The sequence below is a fragment of the Ammoniphilus sp. CFH 90114 genome (assembly GCF_004123195.1).
GTDB lineage: Bacteria > Bacillota > Bacilli > Aneurinibacillales > RAOX-1 > YIM-78166.
The window spans coordinates 864,569-887,428 of the sequence record NZ_SDLI01000001.1; the positions used below are offsets into that span (position 1 = coordinate 864,569).

Below are 22,860 nucleotides of genomic sequence, written 5' to 3' on the forward strand. Positions count from 1 at the left end.
GGTGATAGCTCTTATAGAAAATAAGTGGAGGTAAGTATGTTTAGGAATCTAAAAATGTTTAAGTTAGGACTTGTCACACTGTCTACGCTTGTTTTGGTTTCCATTTCATGGTTCGGCTCCAATCCTACCTATATCTATTCACCCTCTAAGCCAAAGGTAAAGAATCCTGAGCAATTGACTACAGTACGTGTACAAGCAAATGAAGATTATAGTTCCTCAACATTAGAATTAGGAAGAAAGATGTTTTATGAGGAAACGTTTGGTAATGAAGTATTTTTTACGGATATTATGGGTTCTTTCGATGGCCCCTTGACGTTGGCAAATATAACGAAAGCGGTTATTTCCCTTGGAGGAAGAGGTACAGCAAACCTACAGGTAGAGTTAGCCGAATCTTTTAAGGTTGGCGACAAAAGCTTTCAAAAAGGAGAACTTTTCGATACCGGACTTGATGTTGCGAAAGGAGCTTATTCTCCGCTGGGGGTGAAGATTACCTTTGACGATGGAAGGTTGAAAGCAGGGATTAGCTGTGCGCTTTGTCACGCTACTGTGGATGGGAAAACAGGAAAGGTGATGCAAGGTGTTCCTAATACAGATCTGAACGTTGGATGGATGCTAGCCATGGGGACGAACACTGCCTCCTACTTTACACATACAGACATAAAGAGCCTTGAGGACTATTTAATTGATTCAGATCGCACAATAAAGGATTCCGAAGGAAAAATTGTCCGTCTACCGGATCCTAAAATCCTCGAAGAAACAGTCGACCGGGATCTTGTGAAGTGGCCAAGAGGGAGTAATGACACCACTCTTGATTTCATGAACAATCCTGTGCAAATTCCTGATAGCTTTACCCTTGGTGATCACCCTTATGGCTGGAGCGGGCAAGGTCTCATTGGTCCCTATCAAGGATTGAGTGCTGCCATTAACAACGCTCATGCGCAGAATACGGATGGCCTTTCTCAAACAGAAATCAGTAAACCTGTTCTTGGCATTGATAAAGAAGTTTATCTTGGAACAGTACTACAAAATGCTGCGACATCTAAATACCGTTATGAGCCGAGTCTGCAAGAAAAACCGAGCGAGTTCTTAGCTAAAATTGATCCAACTCCAGGTGTGACGGGGGTGAATGAATTGATCAGGGCCCCATTTTATCCTAAGATTTCCTATATATCTAGCGTAGGTCATTTTCAAGGATCTGCACGCTATAAGGCTTGGGAGCAGGTCAATGCGATGTCAGCTTGGATGAATACAAATAGAGTGCCTAAGCCCGAGATAGAAGTGGATAACCAAACAGTTGAAATAGGAAAAGAAGTGTTTATTCGTGCAGGGTGTGTAACCTGTCATGCGGGTGATTATCTTACGAATAACCGAATAATTCCTGTTAAGGAGGTAGGGACGGAAGCAAGCAGGGCAAGAGGGTTTCAGCTAACGGAAAGATTCTTTGCAGAGCCGTCTATGTGGAGCAAGAATACACCCGTACCAATTCCTGATAGTGCACAATCTGTCCCAATAACAATTACAGAAGATCAGCGAGACCAATTGAAACTGGCTTGGGCACACGATAAAACAAATGGGGGGTATAAAGTGCCAAGCTTACTTGGTCTGTACTGGTCAGTTCCCTATCTTCATGATGGAGGGGTTTCTGTGGGGAAAGATCTGGAGAAAGAAGTCGGAGCATCCCTTACTCTCCACCGGGGGGTTCAACCCGATCCTTTCAATAGTATGAGAGCGATGATTGATCGTGAATTGCGAAGACGGGTCATTCAAGCTAATCGGCAGGCAAAGGATTTAGCCCACGTGACAGGGGAAGGGCATAGTTACTGGGTTGATGATCAAGCTGGTTTTACATCGAGGGAACAGGATGCATTAATCATGTATCTGTTTTCCATCCACGACCCGGGGGAGAAAGCGAAATGAAAGCATTAACCTATCAAGGAATCATGAATGTAGGGATTACACATGTTCAAGATCCTGTGATTCAGGCCCAGGATGATATGATTATCAGAGTAACTCACAGTTCAATTTGCGGCTCTGATCTTCATTTCTATTACGGTATGATTCCAAGCATGGAAAAGGGCTTTATACTTGGTCATGAGACAATCGGTATTGTTGAGGATCTGGGAGCTGGAGTACACCATCTCAAGAAAGGAGATAAAGTCGTCATTCCATACTGCATCGCTTGTGGGCAGTGCTCTTTCTGTCAGGAGGGTTTAGAATCTCAGTGTGACGTGTCAAATCGAGAAGCAGAGGTAGGGTCTGCCTTTGGTTGCTCTAGATTGTTCGGAGATTATGATGGTGGCCAAGCGGAGTTACTTCGTGTTCCTTTTGCCAATTATACGTCCTTTCTCATTCCACAGGATAATGAGATAGCAGATGAAGAGCTTCTCTTACTGACAGATGCTCTTCCTACAGCTTACTGGAGCGTCCTTCATGCTGGAGTTAAACCAGGAGACACGGTGATTGTATTAGGCAGCGGGCCAATCGGACTGCTTACGCAGAAGTTGGCTTGGCTTCTGGGAGCAGAAAGAGTGATAGCAATCGATCACGTTCCTTATCGGTTAGAACATGCTCAACGAACGAATAAAGTAGAAGCTTTTAATTTTAAAGAAGTGGATGATTTAGGTCTATTGCTTAAAGAAGAAACGCGTGGTGGAGCGGATGTGGTCATTGATTGTGTAGGGATGAATGGGGTATTCACACCTCTTGAGCTAGTGCAGACTGCTCTTATGCTTCAAGGAGGAGCTATGGGGGCGATAAGGATGGCTTCCCAAGTCGTACGAAAGGGAGGGACGATCCAACTGACAGGAATCTATGGTATCCGTTATCAGGGATTTCCGCTTGGAGACTTATTTTCAAGAAATATTACTTTAAAAATGGGGTTGAATCCGGCAACCCACCTTATTCCCCCACTCTATCGGATGCTACGCGAGAAGAAATTGGTGGCTAACGATATTATTACTCATCAGCTCGGTCTTAAGGAAGCGGAGAGAGCTTACGATATATTTGCGCACAAGAAAGAGGGATGTATTAAAGTGATATTAAAACCGTGATTGCTGGCTGGAAAACATTGGGGTACAATGAAAGAAAAATTTAAAGGAGAAACAAGGCTTATTATGTTTATGGATTTTTTTCGGTGGCTTCATATCGCTGCAGGATTTCTTGCTCTATCGATTTTCTGGGTGCCGATCCTGACGAAAAAAGGAGGCAAGGTTCATAATCGAGTAGGGTGGGTGTATGTCGCATCAATGGCTACAGTTTCGGTCTCGGCCTTGTACATGGGGGTCTATCGGATCCTATCCCCTCAAAGTGACTTAGATACCATAGCTTTCTCATGGTTCTTGGTTTTTATCTCCATCTTAAGTGGGGGAACAGCTTGGTATGGGGTCCGTGTTCTACGATTTAAAAAGCATCAAGGGAAACATCGTGAGTGGGTAGACCTACTCTTGTCATCCTTACTCCTGATCTCAGGGGTAGGAATAAGTATTTATGGCTTTCGACTGGGATTTCCCTTACTTCAGTGGTTTCCTCTAATCGGAGTCTTTCTTGGAGCAACGCAGCTCTATTATTGGATCATCACACCGATGAAGAAGATGCGTTGGATCATCGAACATATCATTGGGATGTTAAGCTGTTGTATTGCTACGGTGACTGCCTTTACAGTGTTCGGAGCACCTAGATTGCTAGATATAGAATCGGTCAGTCCTTTGCTCTGGTTTCTTCCTTCCATGATCATGACGCCGCTTATTATTGGATTTAGCAAACATTATGAGAAGAAATATAATAAGAAGAAGGCTGTCGTATCGGGGTGATAGGAATAAGTCGACACAGGTTCCTTTTCCCGTTAATAAGTAAGTATCATTCCCACGTTGTAAACAGTGTAAATTGGAATCGATATAAATAACACTTTTCCTCGAAGTGTGAATCATGTAAAATGATATTAGAAAGCAAATTCCATACGATCGTTATGTAAGCAATGAGGAGTCTTCTGTATATGGGCACTTGGAAGATTAGGAGCTAGTAGTGCAACCGACCATTATAGGTCGGTTTTTTTTATTTACTTGATGCTGATTGGTTCTCAGGAGGTTACCATGTTACAGACGAAAACTCGAATTCAAGTTCAAAACAAAGATCATTTAAAACAGATTCATTATATGGGGTTGACTGAGGAACAACTTTTAATTTTGGCACGGCATCAATCAACTATTATGCCATATATTGAAGAAATCGTTGATAAGCTCTATGACGAGATCTATCAAGAACCCAGTTTTAGAACGATAATTGATCAACACAGTACACTAAGTCGTTTGAAGAGTGCACAAAAAAAATACCTAATGGATTCTATGGCTGGCTATATTGATGATAAGTATATTGAGGACCGGTATCGAGTTGGGCAAGTTCATGCCCGCATAGGGCTCGGTCTTACTTGGTATGTTGCCACTTACAATCGGTATATGGAGATTCTAATATCTATTATACATAGAGAGATACCTGAAGAAGAGGCGAGTCTGATACAAGCCATCCACTCCATTTTTAATTTTGATATACAGATTATACTAGGATCTTATAATCAGCAAGAAGTGGATCGAGCTGCGAATCCCTTACATTATGAGATGGAACGCATTCGATATCTTGTAGGCTTTACAAATGAAGATATAGAGGTACTAAATGAATATGGGGGTATGGTGACATTCCAATCCTCCAGCATTTCAAAGAAATTTAGGCAATTATATCAACAACGCCTCCATCAACACCCATCTTTGTTAGAAGTGCCTACCGAAGAGGAAGAAACTACTCTTACAATGGAAAAAATGTTAATTCAGTTTTTTCAAGATCGGATATATGTGGCATCTGATGAGTTTTACCGAACGTTACGTGATTGGAGCAGTCTTGTTATAGAAGGCAGGGTAGATCAATATTTCTACTCGGTAGTTGGAGACTGCTTGGTGCAAGCGGTTAGTGATGTTCTAGTGAGAGATCGTATGCCTGAGCCTAAACTCATCCGTTTTTTTACCGCTCTGAATCATTTGGTAAATTACACCTTGGCTGTTTTGCAAGAGGTTTACACACCATATCTATTTTTCCGTGATCTAAATGTACTTGGAATCTATGCTTACGAAATTGATATGTCCGATTTTGGTAAGATTACTTGGTTGGATGAACGTATCAAACAAATGATTGCTAAACGAGATGGAACGACGAATGTCGATTATAGGGGAAAAAGATGCTATGAATTACTTCGCGGGCGTCATTTTCGCTGCCCCGATTGCCCGATCGTATCAGGAGATCGAGATGGAACGTTATTTGTCTGGGATAAAAATGGAGTTGACCAGTTTTATAAGATAAGACATATTCCTCAAACTAAAATCTTTGGTTTATCTCGTGCCTTGTTAACCATGCAGGATAGCACACAAGAGGGCAAGGTCATTTTTGAAACGATTGAGCAGCTTTTACACCTTGCAGAATATAAGGATGCAGATACAGGAGAGCATGTTTTTCGAATTGGCCGACTATCTGCGGAATTGGCACGTCTCGTAGGGTGTGATGAAACATTTATTTCACATATCCGGACGGCAGCCCCCTTCCATGACATTGGAAAAATTGGAATCCCTGACTCTATCCTCAGTAAACCAGGCTCGTTAACGAGCGAAGAGCGAGAATCAATGAAAACTCATGCTGAGATAGGTCATCAGATTCTATCCAATCTAGAACTGCCCGTGTTGCAGATGGCTGCTCGAATAGCAGAAACCCATCATGAGTGGTGGAATGGGAAGGGTTATCCCAAATCCTTGGCTGGGGAAGCCATTCCTCTGGAAGGTAGAATTGTCGCCATTGTGGATGTATTTGATGCTTTGTTATCTAAACGTGCGTATAAACCGGCTTTCCCAGTAGAAAAGGTGAGAGATATATTATGGGAAGGTAGGGGAGTTCAATTTGATCCCCATTTAATTGATCTGTTTATGAATATGTGGGAAGAATTCGTATCCATTCAGAAATCGGAATATGAAGTTGGGCAGACACTTAGATAGTGTCTTTTTTTTTATGTCAAGATCGAATTGGAATAAAATGTAAGGTTATTTAGAATACTAAAAGATATATTGCGTACTTGGAGGGTTAGGGATGGATTCTAATCATAACATTAGGTTGACTTCATCAGAGATATCTAATTTATGGACAAATTATATGAATGATGCGATAGCCATTTGTATGTTAAAGCATTTTCAAGAGACGGTAAAAGATATGCAAATTAAACCACTGATCGAGTTCTCATTGGAAATATCCGAGAAGCATATTACAAAAATTACGGAAATATTTGAGAAGGAAAATCACCCCATTCCTATAGGCTATACAGACCAAGACATAAATCACAAGGCCCCTGCATTGTTCGGAGATTCCTTCTATTTACATTACATAAAACAAATGGCTCGAATCGGATTAACGGCTTATGGAATGTCATTAGGGTTGGCTGCTCGTGAGGATATTCGAAATATATACAACGAATGGCTAAAGGATGCCACGGAACTAGACAATCAAGCAACGAACCTCTTGCTGCATAAAGGTTTATATGTACGAGCTCCATTTATTTCGATACCATCAAAGACGGAATTTGTAAAGAGACAGACCTTTCTAGGGGATTTAATGGGAAAGGAACACAGACCCTTGTTGGCAATAGAAGTAAGTCATCTTTATGCCAATATCCAAACGAATGCGCTGGGCAAAGCTCTGGTCATGGGGTTTAGTCAAGTAGCGAAGTCGAATAAGGTAAGGGAATTTATGGTGGAAGGCAGAGATTTGGCAAGTAAGCATATTGGTATCTTGGGTGAATTTTTAAACAACAGTGAGCTAAAAGTTCCGATGACTTGGGATGATACCGTAACGAATTCTACGGTTTCACCTTTTTCAGATCGATTAATGATGGCACATGTAGCCCAAGTCATTTCTGTTGGTATGGCTGACTATGGAGCTTCACTGGCAATAAGTGCACGAAAGGATGTTGTCGCCGCGTATGGGAGACTTATGGCCGAGATCGGCCTATATGCTGGTGAAGGAGCACAGATGATGATCGACAACGAATGGATGGAACAGCCGCCTCAAGCAGATGATCGCAATGCCTTGGCTGGCGTTTAGAGTGGAGAAGCTCTTGAAGGGAGAACACCATCTTTATTATCGATAGGGGTAAAGATGGTGTTCTCAAAGCTAGACCGACTCCGTTATTCTAATACGATTAACTCCTGACTGAACCCGATCTCTTGTCCATTGACTGTGAGTATAGCGTGATTATTCGCATGCAATCGAACTTTAATATGATAGGTTCCGGGGTCTAAGTAATCTAAATTATAGTAGTTTCCATAAATCCGATTTACTTTTTCCCCATTAATGTAAAGGTGAGCATGTCCTTTATTATAATTCACCTTCTCCTCCCCTGTTTCTTCTGGGGTAAAGACAAAATTCTTTGGCGACACATGAAGTAACCAAGATCCTGACAAATCTTGCCGAACCCAACCATCGAGGGAAGGGATTGGATGTCCACTAGGAATAGAAAGGGTGGAATGAGAATGATTAGGGTGACTGACCGTGTGGTGACCATACTGCGTATGAAGGTAGAGCATAACTGAAACAAAGGTTGAAATTATAAAAAAGCTAATTAATCTGTACATCTCTCTTTCCTTTTCCTTGTCGTTTAATCACTCTACCGATAAGAATAAGTAGGATTCCACTTGCTAGAAAGGCCAAATCATAGGCTAGGGCATGGGGATCACCTGGTTTAACACGGTGGATCTGAAGGATATGATGGTTAATGATCCCTTCCACCAAATTAAATGTGCCTCCTCCAATTAAAAATCCACCGATCACAAGTTTTATACCTCTTGCATGGTCAGTAGGATTGTCTCCTAGCCATAATAGAACTCCTCCTGCAACAAGGGCGATCGTAACGGCAAAGTGAAATACCCCGTCACTTACAATTTGTCCCTGACGATCCGTTTCCATGATGACACTGTGCCATTGAAGAAGTTGATGAAAGATAATGCCGTCTAATGCTCCTAGAAATCCAAAGCCAAGAATAAAACTACCAATATGAATTAGCTTTCTCTTAGAGTGAATACTCATCAGTTTTCTCCTTTTACATTATTGATATTAGAATAGTATTCTCCACTATGGAAGGGAATATTCTGTTTATATAAAAAAAGGAAAGCACAATGTGCTTCCTCTTAGGTCTTATCCCGCATTTCACTGTTCATGGTTTGATTAGATATCTCTTCTGCGACTCCTGCTGCATCCATCATCTCTTCCATGCGCTCTTCTAAATTGCTCTCTCCACGAATTCGTTTTGGAGCCATTTCTTTTCTGTTTCGAGTGGGCATAATGCTTCCTCCCTTTCATGAATGATAGTTGGGCTGACGCCTTCCCTATTACATTATTTGGTGAAGGGGTTAGTTTTATGCTGTAAATAATTTTTTGTAATATTTTGTCGAAGGTCTTTTTAATCCTACTCTTATTGCCTAAAATAGAATTTAATTCGTTTTATGGTTTGCCTGAAGGAGGTCTTATGAAAAAGTCAAGTCCCGCTCTTCATCTACAATTAAAATTTTTATTGCATCTGTACCAGTCAACTGTTGGAATGATTGTTCAGGGTCGTTCTGTTACTGAAATACTAGAGGCTATTACCCTTAACATAGAAGAGCATTTAAATAGAAGAGTGTATTGTTCGGTTCTGCTCATGAATGAAAGTGATAACCGTCTAAAGCTAGGGTATGCTCCGAACTTACAGGAGTTTTTTACGACCGATATGATTGAGACTAACGTGGGACCTGAGGGCGGATATTGTGGGAGGGCAGCTTATTATAAAACTTCAGTTATTGTCCCGGATATATTACAAGATAAGCTGCACGAGAAATTTCACTCCTTAGCCCAAACGTATCAACTACGCGCTTGTTGGTCGATTCCCATTATGATGGAAGGTCGATTGTTAGGTGTTTTTAGCGTCTATCACGCGGTTCCTTCGCACCCTACAGCCTTTGAATTAGAGATGATTGAGACATGCGCCCATCTCGCAGGATTAGCGATTGAACGTGAACGGAAAGAACAAGAGTTTCTAGCAACAACAGAAGCGAAATTTCAAATGATTGCCGAACATACAAGTGATACGATTTCTGTACTTAATAGAGATGGTACAGTGGTCTATGCTTCTCCCGCAAATGAATTCACACTTGGTTATAGTCAGGCTGAGTACCAAGGCTTGTGTGTGTTTGATCTCGTGCATCCGGATGATTTATCCCATGTGCGACGTTCTTTCCGACGTATGGCAGATGAAAAAAACACGTCAGTGGTGGAATTTCGTTACCGTCATAAACAAGGACACTTCCTCATTATGGAGGTTAAAGGAAAGCCAGTGATCCAGGAGGATGGACAGGTTCAACGATTCGTAGTGGTAGGACGTGATGTGACAAGCCGTAGAGTCCAAGAGCAAAAGTTAGAGGAAAGTGAACAACGTTATAAGTCGTTGTTCGAAAACAATCCGGATGGTGTGTTTTCTTTATCATTAGAGGGAGAGATCTTTTCCCATAATACGTCTTTAGAGAGGATTCTAGGATACTCAAGTGAGGAGTTGCTTGGCGATGTTACTCGTGTTATAGCTCCAGAATGTTTGACGACGACGATGGAACACTTCTCGAGAGCGGTTCAAGGAGAACCACAAACTTATGAAACGCTAGCTGTTCATAAGTTAGGGTATCGTGTCCCAGTTCAGGTTACCAACATTCCAATTGTGGTAGGTGGACAGATTGTTGGGGTATTTGGAATCGCCAAAGACATTACGGAACAGAAGACGTCGCAAGAGGCTCTAAGAACGAGTGAAGAGCAACTTCGGTTATTAATCCATACCATTCCAGATATTGTATTGGTGAAAGATGCAGAGAATCGATTACTGGAAATCAATCAAGCAGCCTTAGATATTTTTGGAATGGATGGTTTGGACTATAGAGGCAGGGATTTCTTGGAGTTAGCTCAATTAAACGAACAGTACAAAGAGTTATACCTAGATTGCCATTACTCTGACAGAGAGGCATGGATGAGAGTTACTCCCCAGCATTTTGAATACGAAGTACAAAAGCCGGATGGAACATCTAAGGTGTATGATATTCTAAAGTCCTCCCACTTTGATGGTAAAGGAGTTCCAAAGCATCTTGTCACGATAGGCAGGGATATTACAGTAAGAAAGAGTATGGAAACGGAGCTCCGCCAAATGAAAGAACAATTAGAATCTCTGTTCCAGCACAGTGCGGATGGAATTGCGGTTTTGGATATTGATAGACGATTCATCCGGGTTAACCGTGCGATGGAGTTGATGTTTGGATGGAAGGCAGAAGAGTTATCCGACAACTGCCTAGTACCGGATCACCTGAGGATGGAAGCTGCAGACCTTAAACGTCGAGTGCTTTCTGGAGAGGAATTAGTGGGCATTGAGACGGTAAGGAAACATAAAGATGGCCATCACTTAGAGGTTAGCAACACCTATTCCCCCATTCGAGACCATCAAGGAGAAGTCGTGGCTTTCTCTGTAATTAGTAGAGATATTAGCGGGCGAAAACAAACGGAGGAGCTATTGCGAAGGTCAGATAAGCTGGCTGTCATCGGTCAATTGGCCGCTGCTGTCGCCCATGAGATTAGAAATCCCCTGACCTCTATTAAAGGTTTCATTCAGCTTTTCCAAGATCGTATTGATTCGCACTTCGTTGGTATCATGCTCGATGAACTAAAGCGTATTGAGACCATTATTACTGAGTTCTTGTCCCTTGCAAAGCCCCAAGTGACGAACTTTGAACCAAGAAGTATTACGAAATTAATAAAGGATACGTTATCGATCATCGAAACACAAGCTTTAATGGATGGAATTGAGATTCAGTTAGAGACGAGCGGTATGGTACCCATCATTAATTGTGATGAATACAAGATCAAGCAAGTCTTAATTAATATACTTAAGAATGCTATGGAGGCTATGCCAAAAGGTGGGAAGATCTATATCAGTTTGTCGATCAAAGGAGAACAGCTGGTGATCCAAGTGCGGGATGAGGGACATGGAATTCCGGCGGATCGAATGCCTCATCTTGGGGAGCCGTTCTATTCTCATAAAGAAAAGGGAACAGGACTTGGACTTATGGTTAGTTTTAAAATTATTGAGGAGCATCGAGGACGAATTCAAATTCAAAGTGAGTGTAACAAAGGTACAACTGTGGATATCATCCTTCCTATGAATTTAGTATAAAAAGTGACTTGTCAGGTTTTTCTGCTTTATTGCGGAAGAACCTTTTTTATTTAGAATGAGTGTAACTTAACATACTTGATTTACGTCAGAAAGGTATTAATCTAGAGAAAGAGAGAAAAGGAGAAATTTTATATGGAAGAACTATTATTCGTAAAAGGCTATCAACAGGAACGAAGGTATCGTGAATCATTTGATCAGATGGCAAAACAGATCTTTGGAATTAGCTTTGAAACCTGGTTTTCTCATGGATATTGGGATGATCGATATGTACCGTATTCTTATTGGGATGGAGAGCAGATGGTTGCCAATGTCTCGGTCAATAAGATAAGTCTTATGATTGAAGGCCAACAAAGAAAGGCTATTCAACTTGGAACCGTAATGACGAAGCCAGAATACCGGAACCAAGGGTTATCTGCTAGTTTGATGAAGAAGGTCTTAGAGGATGATGAAAATCAAGTCGATCTCATTTATCTTTTCGCCAATCATAGCGTACTTGATTATTATCCTAAATTTGGATTTAAGCCAGTAGACGAATTTCAGTTTTCCTTAAGTTACACCAACTCCTCCTCTCCTGTTCTGAACGGTCTAGTAAAGCTGGATGGGTCAAACAAACGGGACTTGTCCTTTATCTTTAACTTTGCGTCAAGGAGATGGCCTGTCTCACCGTTGTTTGGGAGTAAGCAGGCAGAAGGAATTCTTCTTTTTTATTGCATAAACGTATTCAGTAATGATATTTACTTTATCGAAGAAGAAGAAGTAATTATTATTTATAAGTTGGATGGGAATACTCTTCACCTCTTTGATCTTATCGCTCAAAGAGAAGTGAATTTGGAAAGGGTCTTACAAAGAATTTGTCCCCATGAAACGACGGAAGTCATTTTTTATTTCACACCTGCTGATCCCTCCTTGGACAAGGCATTGTTTATAGGGGGTGAGAAACTATTTATGAGGGCAAAAGAGGGCTTGGAGTTGCCAAAGTATTTTAAACATCCGATTACTTCACAGGCTTAAGTGTATATTCCTTCTAAGAAAATTGCACCCTAAAGAACAAGCGTATACGAATACGCTACTACTTCTTTAGAGGTGATCAAATTGGGAACAACACGCCTTTTTGCGCGTTTTACTCCGCTGGTTGTGGCTGGAGTTCTTCTTGCTTCCTGTGGTAATACTCCAGGTAATGAAGCTCGGGTACAACAAACTTCCACCATTGAGAATGTACAGATTGTCAGCCAGGGAAATGTTGCTGCTAAAGATATTACCGTTCGGGTACATAATAATGGTCAAGCCCTTATCCCGCTTGATCCCGTGATGAAGGCGCTGGATTTGCGCAGTCATTGGGATGAGGAACAGAAAATGGGGGAGTTTGGCTTTACAGATCCCCTCTACCGGGTTAGAGTTGGAGATTCGCAGGCTTTATCCGGAGATCGGACGGTTCCGCTACCATCGCCGCCTGTTCTCATTAACGGCAAGCTTCATCTTACAGAGCCATCTATATCTTCTTTGCTTAATGCTCCAGTCACTTGGAATGCAACGACAAGAACCGTCGAGCTTCCTCGTTTAACGTTTGAGAATGCAGGGGATGGGGCAACTACACAAAGTAGGGCTAATCTCAGTGGAACTGCGGTCATTCAATACGGTAAAAAGTTTTTGGGCGTACCCTACAAGTTTGGTACAGATGGTTATTCCTCAAGAAATAGAACATTTGACTGTTCATCTTTTACGCAACATGTTTACAAGAACTTCGGTGTCAATCTTCCTCGGAGTTCCAGAAGCCAATCTGATGTGGGGCGTAGGGTCTCCATGAATAATTTGCAACCTGGTGATTTGATGTTTTTTTACACTCCGGGGCGCTACAGCAGCAACCGAATAGTAGGACACGTAGGAATTTACGCCGGCAACAATAAAATTCTCCACACCTATGGTTCACCTGGTGTGATAATGGGCGACTTTAACGCCCACTGGAAAGGTCGGTTCTTATTTGGGAAAAGACTTTAAGAAAAATGTATAAGGTGGGTGGCTGAAGGTCATACTAATAGTCCATCTTAGACACCGCACCTCCATTTAACCCTCCGCGTTTGCGCGGGGGGTTCGTCATTTTGAGCAAAACATGATTTGAAATTAATGGTAATATAAATAAATAACGGATAAAAATAAAGGTGAGATGATTCATGATATTAAAGGGAAGAGCGCTTGTATCGGGCGATACAATTGGTTTAACGGCACCTGCAGGACCAGCAAAGCGTGAAGCAGTAGAAAGAGGGATTGCGGAGATCGAAAGCCTAGGGTTTAAAGTGAAAGTGGGAGATAGCGTATATCAAGAATATGGCGGCTATTTAGCAGGCGATCCTGTTAGTCGGGCGAAGGAATTGGAGAGTATGTTTACTGATTCCGATGTGGACGCGATCTTGTGTTTACGTGGGGGATATGGGAGCCCACAACTCTTAAGTTTACTTGATTACGAACTGATTTCTAAACATCCAAAAATATTCATAGGATATAGCGATATTACAGCCCTGCATTTGGCATTTCATAAGAAGTGCGGCTTGGCCACAATTCATGGGCCTATGGCCGCGTCGGAGCTTGCGAAGGAAGCCGATGAATTTACGAAGGACCGCTTGGTTCAAGCTGTTACCCAGGGCTCTCCCATTGGCAGAATACAGAATCCTGATCATGAAAGACTAATTCCTTTGGTTGAGGGTGTTGCAGAGGGGGTTTTAATTGGAGGGAATCTTACTTTGATCTCGGCCTTGATGGGTACCCCATATGAGTTGGATACCAAGGGGAAAATTTTGTTTATTGAAGAGATTGGCGAAGAGGCCTATAAGGTAGATCGTATGCTTACGCAGCTTGCTTTAGCTGGGAAGTTCAAGGATGCTTCGGGGATTGTGCTTGGAAGCTTCACCGAGTGTGAGTCGGAAAATTATGCTCATGGATTTAATATTTTACAGGTTGCAGAAAATATTCTAACGCCATTTGGAAAGCCCGCCGTTTACAATCTGCAAGCCGGTCACTGTTTTACCAAGGTTACCTTACCTTTTGGGGTAAAGGCGAGATTAAATGCAACAGATGGGGAGTTGATTATTGAGGAAAGTGTGGTGATTTAGATACACATGACCAATTTTCTCGTTTCACCCACAATTCAATATAGAGGCGGAAAAGCAGACCCCTACACCTTTCCCTTAAGTGAATGGATCCAGCAAGGTGCCAGTAAGGCGGATTTATCTATCATTGGGGTTCCGCTCTCTAAGAGCTCCATTACCTTTTCGGGGGCTCATACGCATCCTGAGTCCTTCCGTAAGCTTTGGTCTTCTTTTCAAGCCTACAATTGGGATGAAGATGTGGAATTAAATAAGCTTCAGGCGGCAGACTTTGGGGATGTGGCGATGCATGTGACGGATATTCTCCAATGTCATCGCAATATTGCAGGATCGGCGGAGTACTTATGGAGAGAGTATCCCTCCACCACAGGTGTTTTCATTGGGGGAGATCATTCCATCACGTACCCTATTATTGCGGGTCTAGCCCGTGCAACATCTAAACGAATTGGTTTAATTCATTTTGATGCCCATCTGGATGTCAGAGATACGAAGTACGGCGGTCCTTCCAATGGAACCCCTATGAGAAGTCTACTTGAGAAAGGAGTGCTTCGCGGGGAGGATATGGTTACCATTGGGTTGCGTAGCTTTGCTAATTCAAAACCCTATCGTTCCTATGCAGAGGAGAAAGGTATGACGTTGTTCTCGTCGAATGATGTGAAAAAGAAAGGAATGCAACCGATTGTTGAATGGGCAAAGGACTATCTAGAGGAAAAAGTAGATATTGTTTACTTAACCTATGATATCGATGTACTAGATCAATGTTATGTTCCAGGGGTACCTGCGATAGGCCCTTCAGGCGTATCGCCAGACGAATTGTTTTGGTCTGCCCAATACCTAGGACAGTGGTCTAAGGTGGTTGGAATGGATATGGTATGTGTGGATCCTACCCGTGATGTTCGAGATATGAGCTCGAGGGTTGCTCTACATGTTTTTTTAAACTTTGCTACGGGAAGATGTTTGTGAGCATCACAAATGTCAATTAAGGGAGACTGGCCAAGAGTGTGCTGGTACTCCCTATTTTCTTTGATTTTTTAGATGTTTTCATAGAAAATAAAGAGTAACGTTATATTTTAGAAAGAAATGGTAAGGTGATGGCGATTGAAGACCATTCAGTTAATGGAGGTTCAGTCCTATTTAGATACGTTTGTAGGGAAATCCTGTTATATTCATCTTGAAACAACACTAGGGGCTTACGTGAATCGTCCCATTGGAACGTTTATTCGGAATGCCCAAGTTTATATTGAGCGGGCCCAGATTAAAGGAAATGACTCCTATCGTGTAGGACTTAAAATTCCAATAGGATGGGTTTATGCTGAGGGGTTAAATGTCTATGATCAAGATGTAAAAGGTCGATTACTACTAGAAGGGCATGACGAGGACGGAAAACTCCAAGTTGCTCTACATATTAGTCTAGAACCTCTATAAGGAGCGTAGAACCCATGAATGAACGTGTGTTAATGGTTTTTCCTCATCCGGATGATGAAGTTTTTTTCTGCTCAGGAACGGTGATGGAATACATAAGTAAGGGAGTGCCAGTTACTTATCTTTGTCTAACCTTGGGGGAAATGGGACGTGGATTAGGTGGAGCTAACCGTCATACGTTGCCTGAGTTGCGATTGAAGGAGTTAAATCAGTCTTGTGAGATTATAGGGATTAAGGATCTCCGGTTAGGCGGATACCGAGACAAGACACTAGAATTCGAGGATCCAGAGCCCATTATTGGACAACTGGTGCAACTTATTAAGAAGATATCTCCCTCGTTAATTATTACGTTTTATCCAGGCGAAAGTGTTCATCCTGATCATGACATCACGGGTTCTTTCGTCGTGGAAGCCGTACGCCGTCTCCCAGAGGAGGATAGGCCAATCGTATATGGATCGGCCGTCTTCAAGACTTACATCGACAAGGTCGGAGGGCCTGATGTAGTGAATGATGTTACGACTTATATGGATCGTAAAGTGGATTGCTTAAAGGCCTATCCGTCTCAGTTCATGAAATATATTAAGACCTTAAACAAGGGGAAGGAGTCGATCGCCCCGCGGATGAGGACGGAGCGGTTTTGGATATTGAAGTAGACAAACTTAGGTGTAAAAATCTCTCCTGAGAAGGACTTCTTTAGGCAGACCTGTGCCTGATGTACCTCGCATATCCGTTTCTTTCTCTTCCGTAGGATAGTAAATAATAAAATTTTGCAGTTTTCTTCTAGCTAGTTTTCCTGGGAGCACCTCAAGTTCGGGATGCCAAGCTACCGTTCCTGCACGTGCGCTTAAGATCACAATGAGATCATCAGGGTGAGGGGTAGATAGGTAGGTAGCGTATAAAGTTTTCCACCCAAAGATTCGCGCCACCGTTGTTGGTGGCTGGTGATGACTCTCCAACAGATAGTTGAGAAATCCGTTCTCATCCTCATCCATAATTAGGCAATGCAAGGTCGATCCTATGGCGGTGCTCATTCCTTGAATTCGGTGGAGCGCCTCTCTAAAGCCATAGGCATGATCCATTCCTCTAGGGAATACTGCGACGATCCGTTTTGTTGTATTTAAAGGTTGATCTAACTTGGCTATTAGAATGGCTTGTGTTGTTCGGTCAACAAATCGATCCAGTACACTGCCGAACGTGCAATGAGATCTTGTTTGTTTTGCATTCCAGCCGGCAATGACCATACTAATTCTCTCTTCAATGACGGCTCTTACCATGCCATTTGCGATGTTAGGATCCACTCGGGTAAGAAGCTTAATGGGAATGTCAGCCCCGGAAGCATATTGCATAGCATGCCCCAATAGCTTTTCCGCGTTTTCAATTTCTCCATCTAGTGTGTTTGTTTCGTTATTTACAACAGTCAATGGGTATAGAGGTTGATCTTGCTTGTTCTGCTGGCGTAAGACAAAGGCAAGGTCAAATAGCATTTCCATAGCCTTTGGTTTAGTCATAGGAAGCATGATTCGTTCAGGCGCATCCCTTTGAACATATGGAGTTTGCTCCTCAAGTAGAGAGATTTTTCGGCCGTATTTTTCAACGAAATAAGGACCAACGATGCAAGTGACCAGGATTTTAATTATCACAGCATTGACTGTTGCTTGATCTAATAATCCTACATTAAAGCCGACCAATGTTGCTGCTAAGGTGGCAGCAGCCTGGGGAATGGTCAGACCAAAGGTGATATGCAGTTCATCCCGATTGTAATTATAAAATTTATAGACAACCCAGGAAGCCAGGTACTTGCCGAGAATGACTCCACCGACAATGAAAACCGTGAGAATCCAGGCCCTTGGATTCCCGATTAACACGCTCAGATCCATCAACATTCCAACGGAAAGTAAGAAAAAAGGAATGAAGAGAGCATTCGCCGTAAAGCGGATTCGATTCATAAGCGGTCCTTGGTCAAACACGAGACGATTGAGAGTGAGGCCAGCAAGGAAGGCACCTATAATGGGTTGAACACCCGCAACCATAGCCAGAAACGCGGAAAAAAACAAAATGACGATGATGAACGTAAACAAGGTAGATCCGTCAGGACTCATGTTTCGGAAAAACCAACGGGTAATTAGCGGAGCTCCTAATGTAATAGCTAGGACAAAGAGTGCGAGGGAGAGGAATAAGGATAAAACAAAGCCTAGGGATAAATGACCCGTAGCAGCCCCTGTGATGATAGCAAGCGTGATTAAGGCGAGTGTATCGGTCACAAGGGTTCCGCCAACGGCTGTAGTGACTGCTTTGTTTTTGGAGACTCCTAGCCGACTAGCGATGGGATAGCCAAGCAAGGTATGGGATCCGAGAATAGAGCCAAGGAGAATCGAGGCTGACAAGCTATAATCTAGCCCCAGTCCGATTCCAGTCCCAATTAATAGTGGGAAAATAAAGGAGAGAAGCCCAAAGAAAATACTTCGATTTTTATATTTTTTAAACCCATCGATGTCCATCTCTAGACCCGCAATAAAAATAATAAAGAGGAGACCCACCGTTCCAAGGAGTTCAACGGTCTGATCCCGTGCAAGAACGGCAAATCCGTGTGGACCCATGATGATTCCGGCTAGTATGGGACCAATAAGGCCGGGGATGCGCATTCGTTTCATCAACATAGGAGTAAGCAGAAAAAGGGTCATTGATAAAGCAAAAACCATGACAGGGTGTTGTAGTGGCAGCTCAAACATTTTTGTCTCCCCCTTCTGGCTGTTGTCTCTTTCAATGGCTATTATTTATTGTATGGGGAAGTGTCCCCCTCATGCCATTTACTGGTGAACGAGAAAGGTGACTAAGGAGTAGAGCAACGGTGGCAGGGATACAAGAAACAGCGCTTTATATAGTTTGGGTGCCTCTACGTCATCTTCCACTTCCTCTATGGAATTATAATGTTTGATTTGTTCTGGTGGGAGGTGGCTCATTGTGAAATTCGTTCGATGATGAACCCCAAGTGTTCCACCGAGAACGAGTAATCCCAATAAGAATAAAGATATACCTACTGTTAGTATTGAATTCGGAAACAGAATAGCAAGTATGACCGTTAAGATGCAGCCAACGATGATAGGGATACCTGTTTTTTTCATAATGACCTCCTCGTGAAAACTTTCCTTAAGCATAAAGCCACGAGGATAAAGAATGCAACTTTCCTTCCAACTCTATCTTTTTGAACTCAATCTATGTTAGGATAGGTGAAGAGAAAAATTTGACAAATACTAGATGTTGATATAAGCTGATTGAGTGAAACAACATATTGTTACAAACAGGTGCCTTGAGACCATTTTCAAGGCTTAATAGGGAAGTTCGGTGCAGAATTCCGACGCGGTCCCGCCACTGTAATAGAGGAGTTCCTATCAAGATTCCACTGATCCCCATGGGGATTGGGAAGGGTTGGTAGGCGCAATGATCCTTAAGCCAGGAGACCTGCCTGTTTTGTTGACACTGTAAACCTACGGGAGATAGGGAGGTGCCAAGGATGATCCAATGTGGATGGCGTTTTTACATATGGAGGCATTTCTACCTATTCTGTCAAGGTGGAGATGCCTTTTTTTATGTTGGAACGAAATTAGGGGAGGAAAGCGGAGATGGAGATTATAAAAAGGAATGGCGATAGAGAGGAATTAATTTTTTCAAAGTTAAAGAAAGTGATCGATTTTGCGTGTGAGGGACAAGTGGGCTGTGATTCATTAGAGTTAGAAGTAGAACTCCTTCCCCAGTTTAAAAACCTAATGACGACGAAGGAGATTCAACGTACTCTTATTCAAGTGGCGGCGGAAAAGACAAGTGTGGAAAGTCCGAATTGGCAGTATGTGGCTAGTAAGTTATTGGCTTATGATTTGTATAAGGAAGCAGCTTTACATAGAGGGTATAAGCATTTCGGATATGGAGATTTTTATCTGTTGGTCAAGGAGCTTATGGAAAAGGGGCGATACGGTTCCTACATCCTGGAGAATTATTCAGCAGATGAAGTGGAAGAGTTAGGGGCCTATATTAAGCCGGAACGGGATTATCTCTTTAACTACATTGGATTAAAGACTCTTGCCGATCGTTATCTCATAAAGGGGTTTAACGGTGAAGTAATGGAGTTGCCGCAAGAGATGTTTATGGGCGTGGCCATGCATTTGGCAATGAAAGAGCAGAATAAGGTGATGTGGGCTAAACAGTTCTATGATGTATTGAGTAATTTAGAGCTTACGGTAGCTACACCTACTCTAGCCAATGCTCGAAAACCACATCATCAGTTATCCAGCTGTTTTATTGATACCGTTCCTGATAACCTGTGGGGAATCTATCAAGTGGATCAGAGCTTTGCCCAAGTTTCTAAGTATGGCGGTGGAATGGGTATCTATGTGGGGAAGGTACGCAGCAAAGGGTCCAATATTCGTGGTTATAAAGGGGTAGCTGGCGGTGTTGTGCCTTGGATCAAAAATTACAATAATACGGCGCTTGCTGTGGACCAGCTCGGTGTAAGAGCAGGCGCGGTATCGATATATTTAGATGTTTGGCACAAGGATATTCTAGACTTCTTGAATTTAAAAACGAATAACGGCGATGACCGAATGAAGGCACATGATGTATTCCCAGGTGTCTGTATCCCTGATCTTTTTATGAAAACGGTTCAAGACAGAGGGACTTGGTATTTATTTGACCCGCATGAAATCTTGCAGAAAAAGGGTTATTCCATTGAAGATTCTTGGGGAGAGGAATGGGAAGAGAGATATTTAGATTGCGTTCAGGATCCTGAGATTAGTAAGGACGCGGTGCCTGCGATGGAGATTATGAAGAAGATGCTAGCAAGCAGCTTTGAAACCGGCACACCTTTTTTCTTTTTTCGAGATACCGTGAACCGAGCTAATCCTAATAAGCATAAAGGGATCATCTACTGCAGCAATTTGTGTACGGAGATTTGTCAGAATATGAGTGCTACAGAAAAAGTGAATGAAGTTCACGAGAATGGCTTGATTACGACTCAAGTAAAAAGCGGGGATTTTGTCGTATGTAATCTATCGTCTCTCAACTTGGGGAGGGTGAATACGAGAGAAGATATCGCTAGAGTCATCCCGATTCAGATGCGGATGATGGATAATGTCATTGACTTGAACGACTACCCGATTCCCCAGGCCGAGATTACTTGCCAGAAGTACAGAGCCGTGGGGTTAGGAACAAGTGGTTATCATCAGATGTTAGTTCAGAAGAAAATATCTTGGGAGTCCGAGCAACATACGGAGTATGTGGATCAAGTCTATGAATGGATTAACTATTATACGATTAAGGCTTCAATGGAACTGGCCAAGGAAAAAGGAGCTTATCCCGCTTTTGAAGGAAGCGACTGGCATACAGGGGAATACTTCCATTCGCGAGGCTATGATAGTTTGGAATGGCAAATGCTGCAGGAGGAAGTTGCACGGAATGGGGTCCGTAATGCCTGGATGATCGCTATTGCGCCTACCGCTTCCACGTCGTTAATTGCAGGATCTACCGCTGGAATTGACCCGATCTTCCGCAGGTTCTTTGTCGAGGAGAAGAAGAATGCCCTGATCCCACAAACAGCTCCTCAGTTGAATAGCGAGTCTTATTGGTATTACAAGGAGGCTCATCATATTGATCAGCGTTGGAGTATTAAGGCGGCAGGCGTCCGACAAAGACATATTGATCAAGCGCAGTCCTTTAATTTATATATTACGCCGGATATATCGGCTAGGGATTTCTTTGAGCTTTATCTATCAGCTTGGGAGAATGGGTTGAAGACCGTTTATTATTGCCGAAATCAAAGTCTAGAAGTGGAAGAGTGTGAAAGTTGTTCATCTTAATTTCATGGAATAGGGAGGAAAGGCATCATGGAAATACACAAGAAAAAGCTATTTAACGAGTTGGGGGATCGGGATTGGGGAAAACGTCGGATCATTGGTGGAAACACGACCAACCTCATTGAGTTGAATAATGTGAAATATGATTGGGCAACGCGGATGTATCGCACGATGATGAATAACTTCTGGATTCCAGAAGAAGTTCCTTTAGCACAGGATGCGAAGGATTATAAGAATCTGTCTTCAGCCGAACGTCAAAGCTATGATAAGATTATCAGTTTTTTAATTTTCTTAGATTCGTTGCAAACCACTAATCTTCCCAATATCAATGACTTTATTACCGCTCCAGAAGTTAATCTCTGCATCACGGTACAAACCTTTCAGGAAGCGGTCCATAGTCAGAGCTACTCCTATATATTAGACAGTGTTTGCTCAGCTGATGTCAGGGATCAGATCTATAACCAATGGAGAGAAGATCAGCATTTGTTAAAACGTAATCGGTTTATTACGGATCTTTATGAGAGATTTATCGAGCAGCCTACGGAAGAGAATTTGTTGCGCACCATTATGGCGAATTATATTTTAGAAGGAATTTACTTCTACAGTGGCTTCAGTTTCTTCTATTGCTTGGGTAGACAAGGGAAAATGCTCGGCACCGTTTCCGTTATCAAATATATTCAACGTGATGAATTGACTCACTTAAGCTTATTCCAAGGAATCATGCGAGAAGTACGTAAAGAAAATCCACATTTGTTTACTCCGCAGTTTACTGAAGAACTCCGGGGAATGATGAGGACGGCTGTAGAGCATGAGATTAGCTGGGGGCAGTATATTACTCAAAATCAAATTGAGGGGCTAAGTGACGAAATTATAGAGTTGTATATTAAGTATCTATCCAATCAGAGAATGCAAAAGTTAGGGTTTGAGGTGTTATATCCAGAGGTTACAGAGCACCCGATGAAGTGGGTGGAGAGCTTCAGCAACATGAACGGGATCAAGACAGATTTCTTCGAGCAGAAAGTGACGACTTATTCGAAATCGGCAAATTTGAATTGGGATGAATTATAAGGGGGAAGAAGGGGCCAGGCGTTTGTTGCTTGGCCTTAGGTGTGTTTTTATATAGGACATCAAAAAGATTGCCAGGACTTTAACCGGAGTTTTTTCCGTTAAGCAGTTGGATCGTCCATTTTGGAGTCAAATAAGCGGAGAATTCTCTAAAGCCCCCTAACAGGATTGG

The 22,860-nt window shown here is 42.4% G+C and carries 19 protein-coding genes and 2 riboswitches; of the genes, 14 read left to right on the forward strand and 5 right to left on the reverse strand.

Translation table 11 applies throughout. The annotated features are described in order from the left end of the window. The first annotated feature begins 36 nt into the window (after positions 1–36). The 5 genes from EIZ39_RS04560 (at position 37) to EIZ39_RS04580 (ending at position 7,125) form a co-directional block, all read left to right on the forward strand. A complete protein-coding gene (locus tag EIZ39_RS04560) occupies positions 37–1,917 on the forward strand; it encodes an electron transport protein (RefSeq protein ID WP_129197828.1) in 1,881 nt (626 codons plus the stop codon). Next, complete coding sequence (locus tag EIZ39_RS04565) at positions 1,914–3,050, forward strand: alcohol dehydrogenase catalytic domain-containing protein (protein ID WP_129197830.1); 1,137 nt, start codon at positions 1,914–1,916, stop codon at positions 3,048–3,050. The genes EIZ39_RS04560 and EIZ39_RS04565 overlap by 4 nt, the downstream gene beginning before the upstream one ends. A 63-nt stretch (positions 3,051–3,113) precedes the next feature. Next, entirely contained in the window at positions 3,114–3,809 is a 696-nt protein-coding gene (locus tag EIZ39_RS04570) for a DUF2306 domain-containing protein (protein ID WP_240675693.1), read from the forward strand. Positions 3,810–3,957: 148 nt separating this feature from the next. Further along, a riboswitch (cyclic di-GMP riboswitch) is annotated at positions 3,958–4,041 on the forward strand. A 47-nt stretch (positions 4,042–4,088) separates the two neighbouring features. Continuing rightward, positions 4,089–6,026, forward strand: a complete 1,938-nt coding sequence (locus tag EIZ39_RS04575; RefSeq protein WP_164984895.1) for a protoglobin domain-containing protein — start codon at positions 4,089–4,091, stop codon at positions 6,024–6,026. Positions 6,027–6,117: 91 nt separating this feature from the next. After that, on the forward strand, positions 6,118–7,125 hold the full coding sequence (locus tag EIZ39_RS04580) for a DUF3231 family protein (protein WP_129197836.1): 1,008 nt from the start codon (positions 6,118–6,120) through the stop codon (positions 7,123–7,125). An 83-nt stretch (positions 7,126–7,208) separates the two neighbouring features. On the opposite strand, the gene EIZ39_RS04585 is transcribed toward EIZ39_RS04580, so the two are convergent. The 3 genes from EIZ39_RS04585 to EIZ39_RS26415 form a co-directional block, all read right to left on the reverse strand. Beyond that, on the reverse strand, positions 7,209–7,655 hold the full coding sequence (locus tag EIZ39_RS04585; RefSeq protein ID WP_129197838.1) for a hypothetical protein: 447 nt from the start codon (positions 7,653–7,655) through the stop codon (positions 7,209–7,211). Continuing rightward, entirely contained in the window at positions 7,639–8,106 is a 468-nt protein-coding gene (locus EIZ39_RS04590) for a DUF2243 domain-containing protein (protein ID WP_129197840.1), read from the reverse strand. The genes EIZ39_RS04585 and EIZ39_RS04590 overlap by 17 nt, the downstream gene beginning before the upstream one ends. A gap of 101 nt (positions 8,107–8,207) precedes the next feature. Next, on the reverse strand, positions 8,208–8,360 hold the full coding sequence (locus tag EIZ39_RS26415; protein ID WP_164984896.1) for a hypothetical protein: 153 nt from the start codon (positions 8,358–8,360) through the stop codon (positions 8,208–8,210). Positions 8,361–8,545: 185 nt separating this feature from the next. On the opposite strand from EIZ39_RS26415, the gene EIZ39_RS04595 reads away from it, so the two are divergent. The 7 genes from EIZ39_RS04595 (at position 8,546) to bshB2 (ending at position 16,433) form a co-directional block, all read left to right on the forward strand. Next, a complete protein-coding gene (locus tag EIZ39_RS04595; protein WP_129197842.1) occupies positions 8,546–11,260 on the forward strand; it encodes a PAS domain S-box protein in 2,715 nt (904 codons plus the stop codon). A 132-nt stretch (positions 11,261–11,392) separates the two neighbouring features. Beyond that, positions 11,393–12,271: a GNAT family N-acetyltransferase gene (locus tag EIZ39_RS04600; protein WP_129197844.1), complete on the forward strand. Its 879-nt coding sequence runs from the start codon at positions 11,393–11,395 to the stop codon at positions 12,269–12,271. An 81-nt stretch (positions 12,272–12,352) separates the two neighbouring features. Continuing rightward, entirely contained in the window at positions 12,353–13,255 is a 903-nt protein-coding gene (locus EIZ39_RS04605) for a C40 family peptidase (protein ID WP_129197846.1), read from the forward strand. 176 nt (positions 13,256–13,431) lie between these two features. Further along, a complete protein-coding gene (locus EIZ39_RS04610) occupies positions 13,432–14,364 on the forward strand; it encodes a S66 peptidase family protein (protein ID WP_129197982.1) in 933 nt (310 codons plus the stop codon). 6 nt (positions 14,365–14,370) lie between these two features. Further along, on the forward strand, positions 14,371–15,321 hold the full coding sequence (locus EIZ39_RS04615) for an agmatinase family protein (protein ID WP_129197848.1): 951 nt from the start codon (positions 14,371–14,373) through the stop codon (positions 15,319–15,321). 135 nt (positions 15,322–15,456) lie between these two features. Further along, entirely contained in the window at positions 15,457–15,783 is a 327-nt protein-coding gene (locus EIZ39_RS04620; protein WP_240675694.1) for a DUF1806 family protein, read from the forward strand. Between the two features lie 14 nt (positions 15,784–15,797). Next, on the forward strand, positions 15,798–16,433 hold the full coding sequence (gene bshB2, locus EIZ39_RS04625; protein WP_129197850.1) for a bacillithiol biosynthesis deacetylase BshB2: 636 nt from the start codon (positions 15,798–15,800) through the stop codon (positions 16,431–16,433). Between the two features lie 6 nt (positions 16,434–16,439). Here the strand turns inward: bshB2 and EIZ39_RS04630 are convergent, their stop codons facing one another. Together EIZ39_RS04630 and EIZ39_RS04635 are read right to left on the reverse strand one after the other, a co-directional pair. Further along, the gene (locus EIZ39_RS04630) at positions 16,440–18,509 is read right to left on the reverse strand and encodes a cation:proton antiporter (protein WP_129197852.1); all 2,070 of its coding nucleotides are present in this window, start codon (positions 18,507–18,509) and stop codon (positions 16,440–16,442) included. A gap of 78 nt (positions 18,510–18,587) precedes the next feature. Then, positions 18,588–18,902 carry a hypothetical protein gene (locus EIZ39_RS04635; RefSeq protein ID WP_129197854.1) on the reverse strand — a complete coding sequence of 105 codons (315 nt, stop codon included), beginning with the start codon at positions 18,900–18,902 and terminating at the stop codon, positions 18,588–18,590. A 162-nt stretch (positions 18,903–19,064) separates the two neighbouring features. Then, positions 19,065–19,261: riboswitch (cobalamin riboswitch) on the forward strand. Positions 19,262–19,400: 139 nt separating this feature from the next. On the opposite strand from EIZ39_RS04635, the gene EIZ39_RS04640 reads away from it, so the two are divergent. Together EIZ39_RS04640 and EIZ39_RS04645 are read left to right on the forward strand one after the other, a co-directional pair. Continuing rightward, entirely contained in the window at positions 19,401–21,626 is a 2,226-nt protein-coding gene (locus tag EIZ39_RS04640) for a ribonucleoside-diphosphate reductase subunit alpha (protein WP_129197856.1), read from the forward strand. Positions 21,627–21,653: 27 nt separating this feature from the next. Continuing rightward, on the forward strand, positions 21,654–22,691 hold the full coding sequence (locus tag EIZ39_RS04645; RefSeq protein ID WP_129197858.1) for a ribonucleotide-diphosphate reductase subunit beta: 1,038 nt from the start codon (positions 21,654–21,656) through the stop codon (positions 22,689–22,691). Positions 22,692–22,860 lie beyond the last annotated feature (169 nt).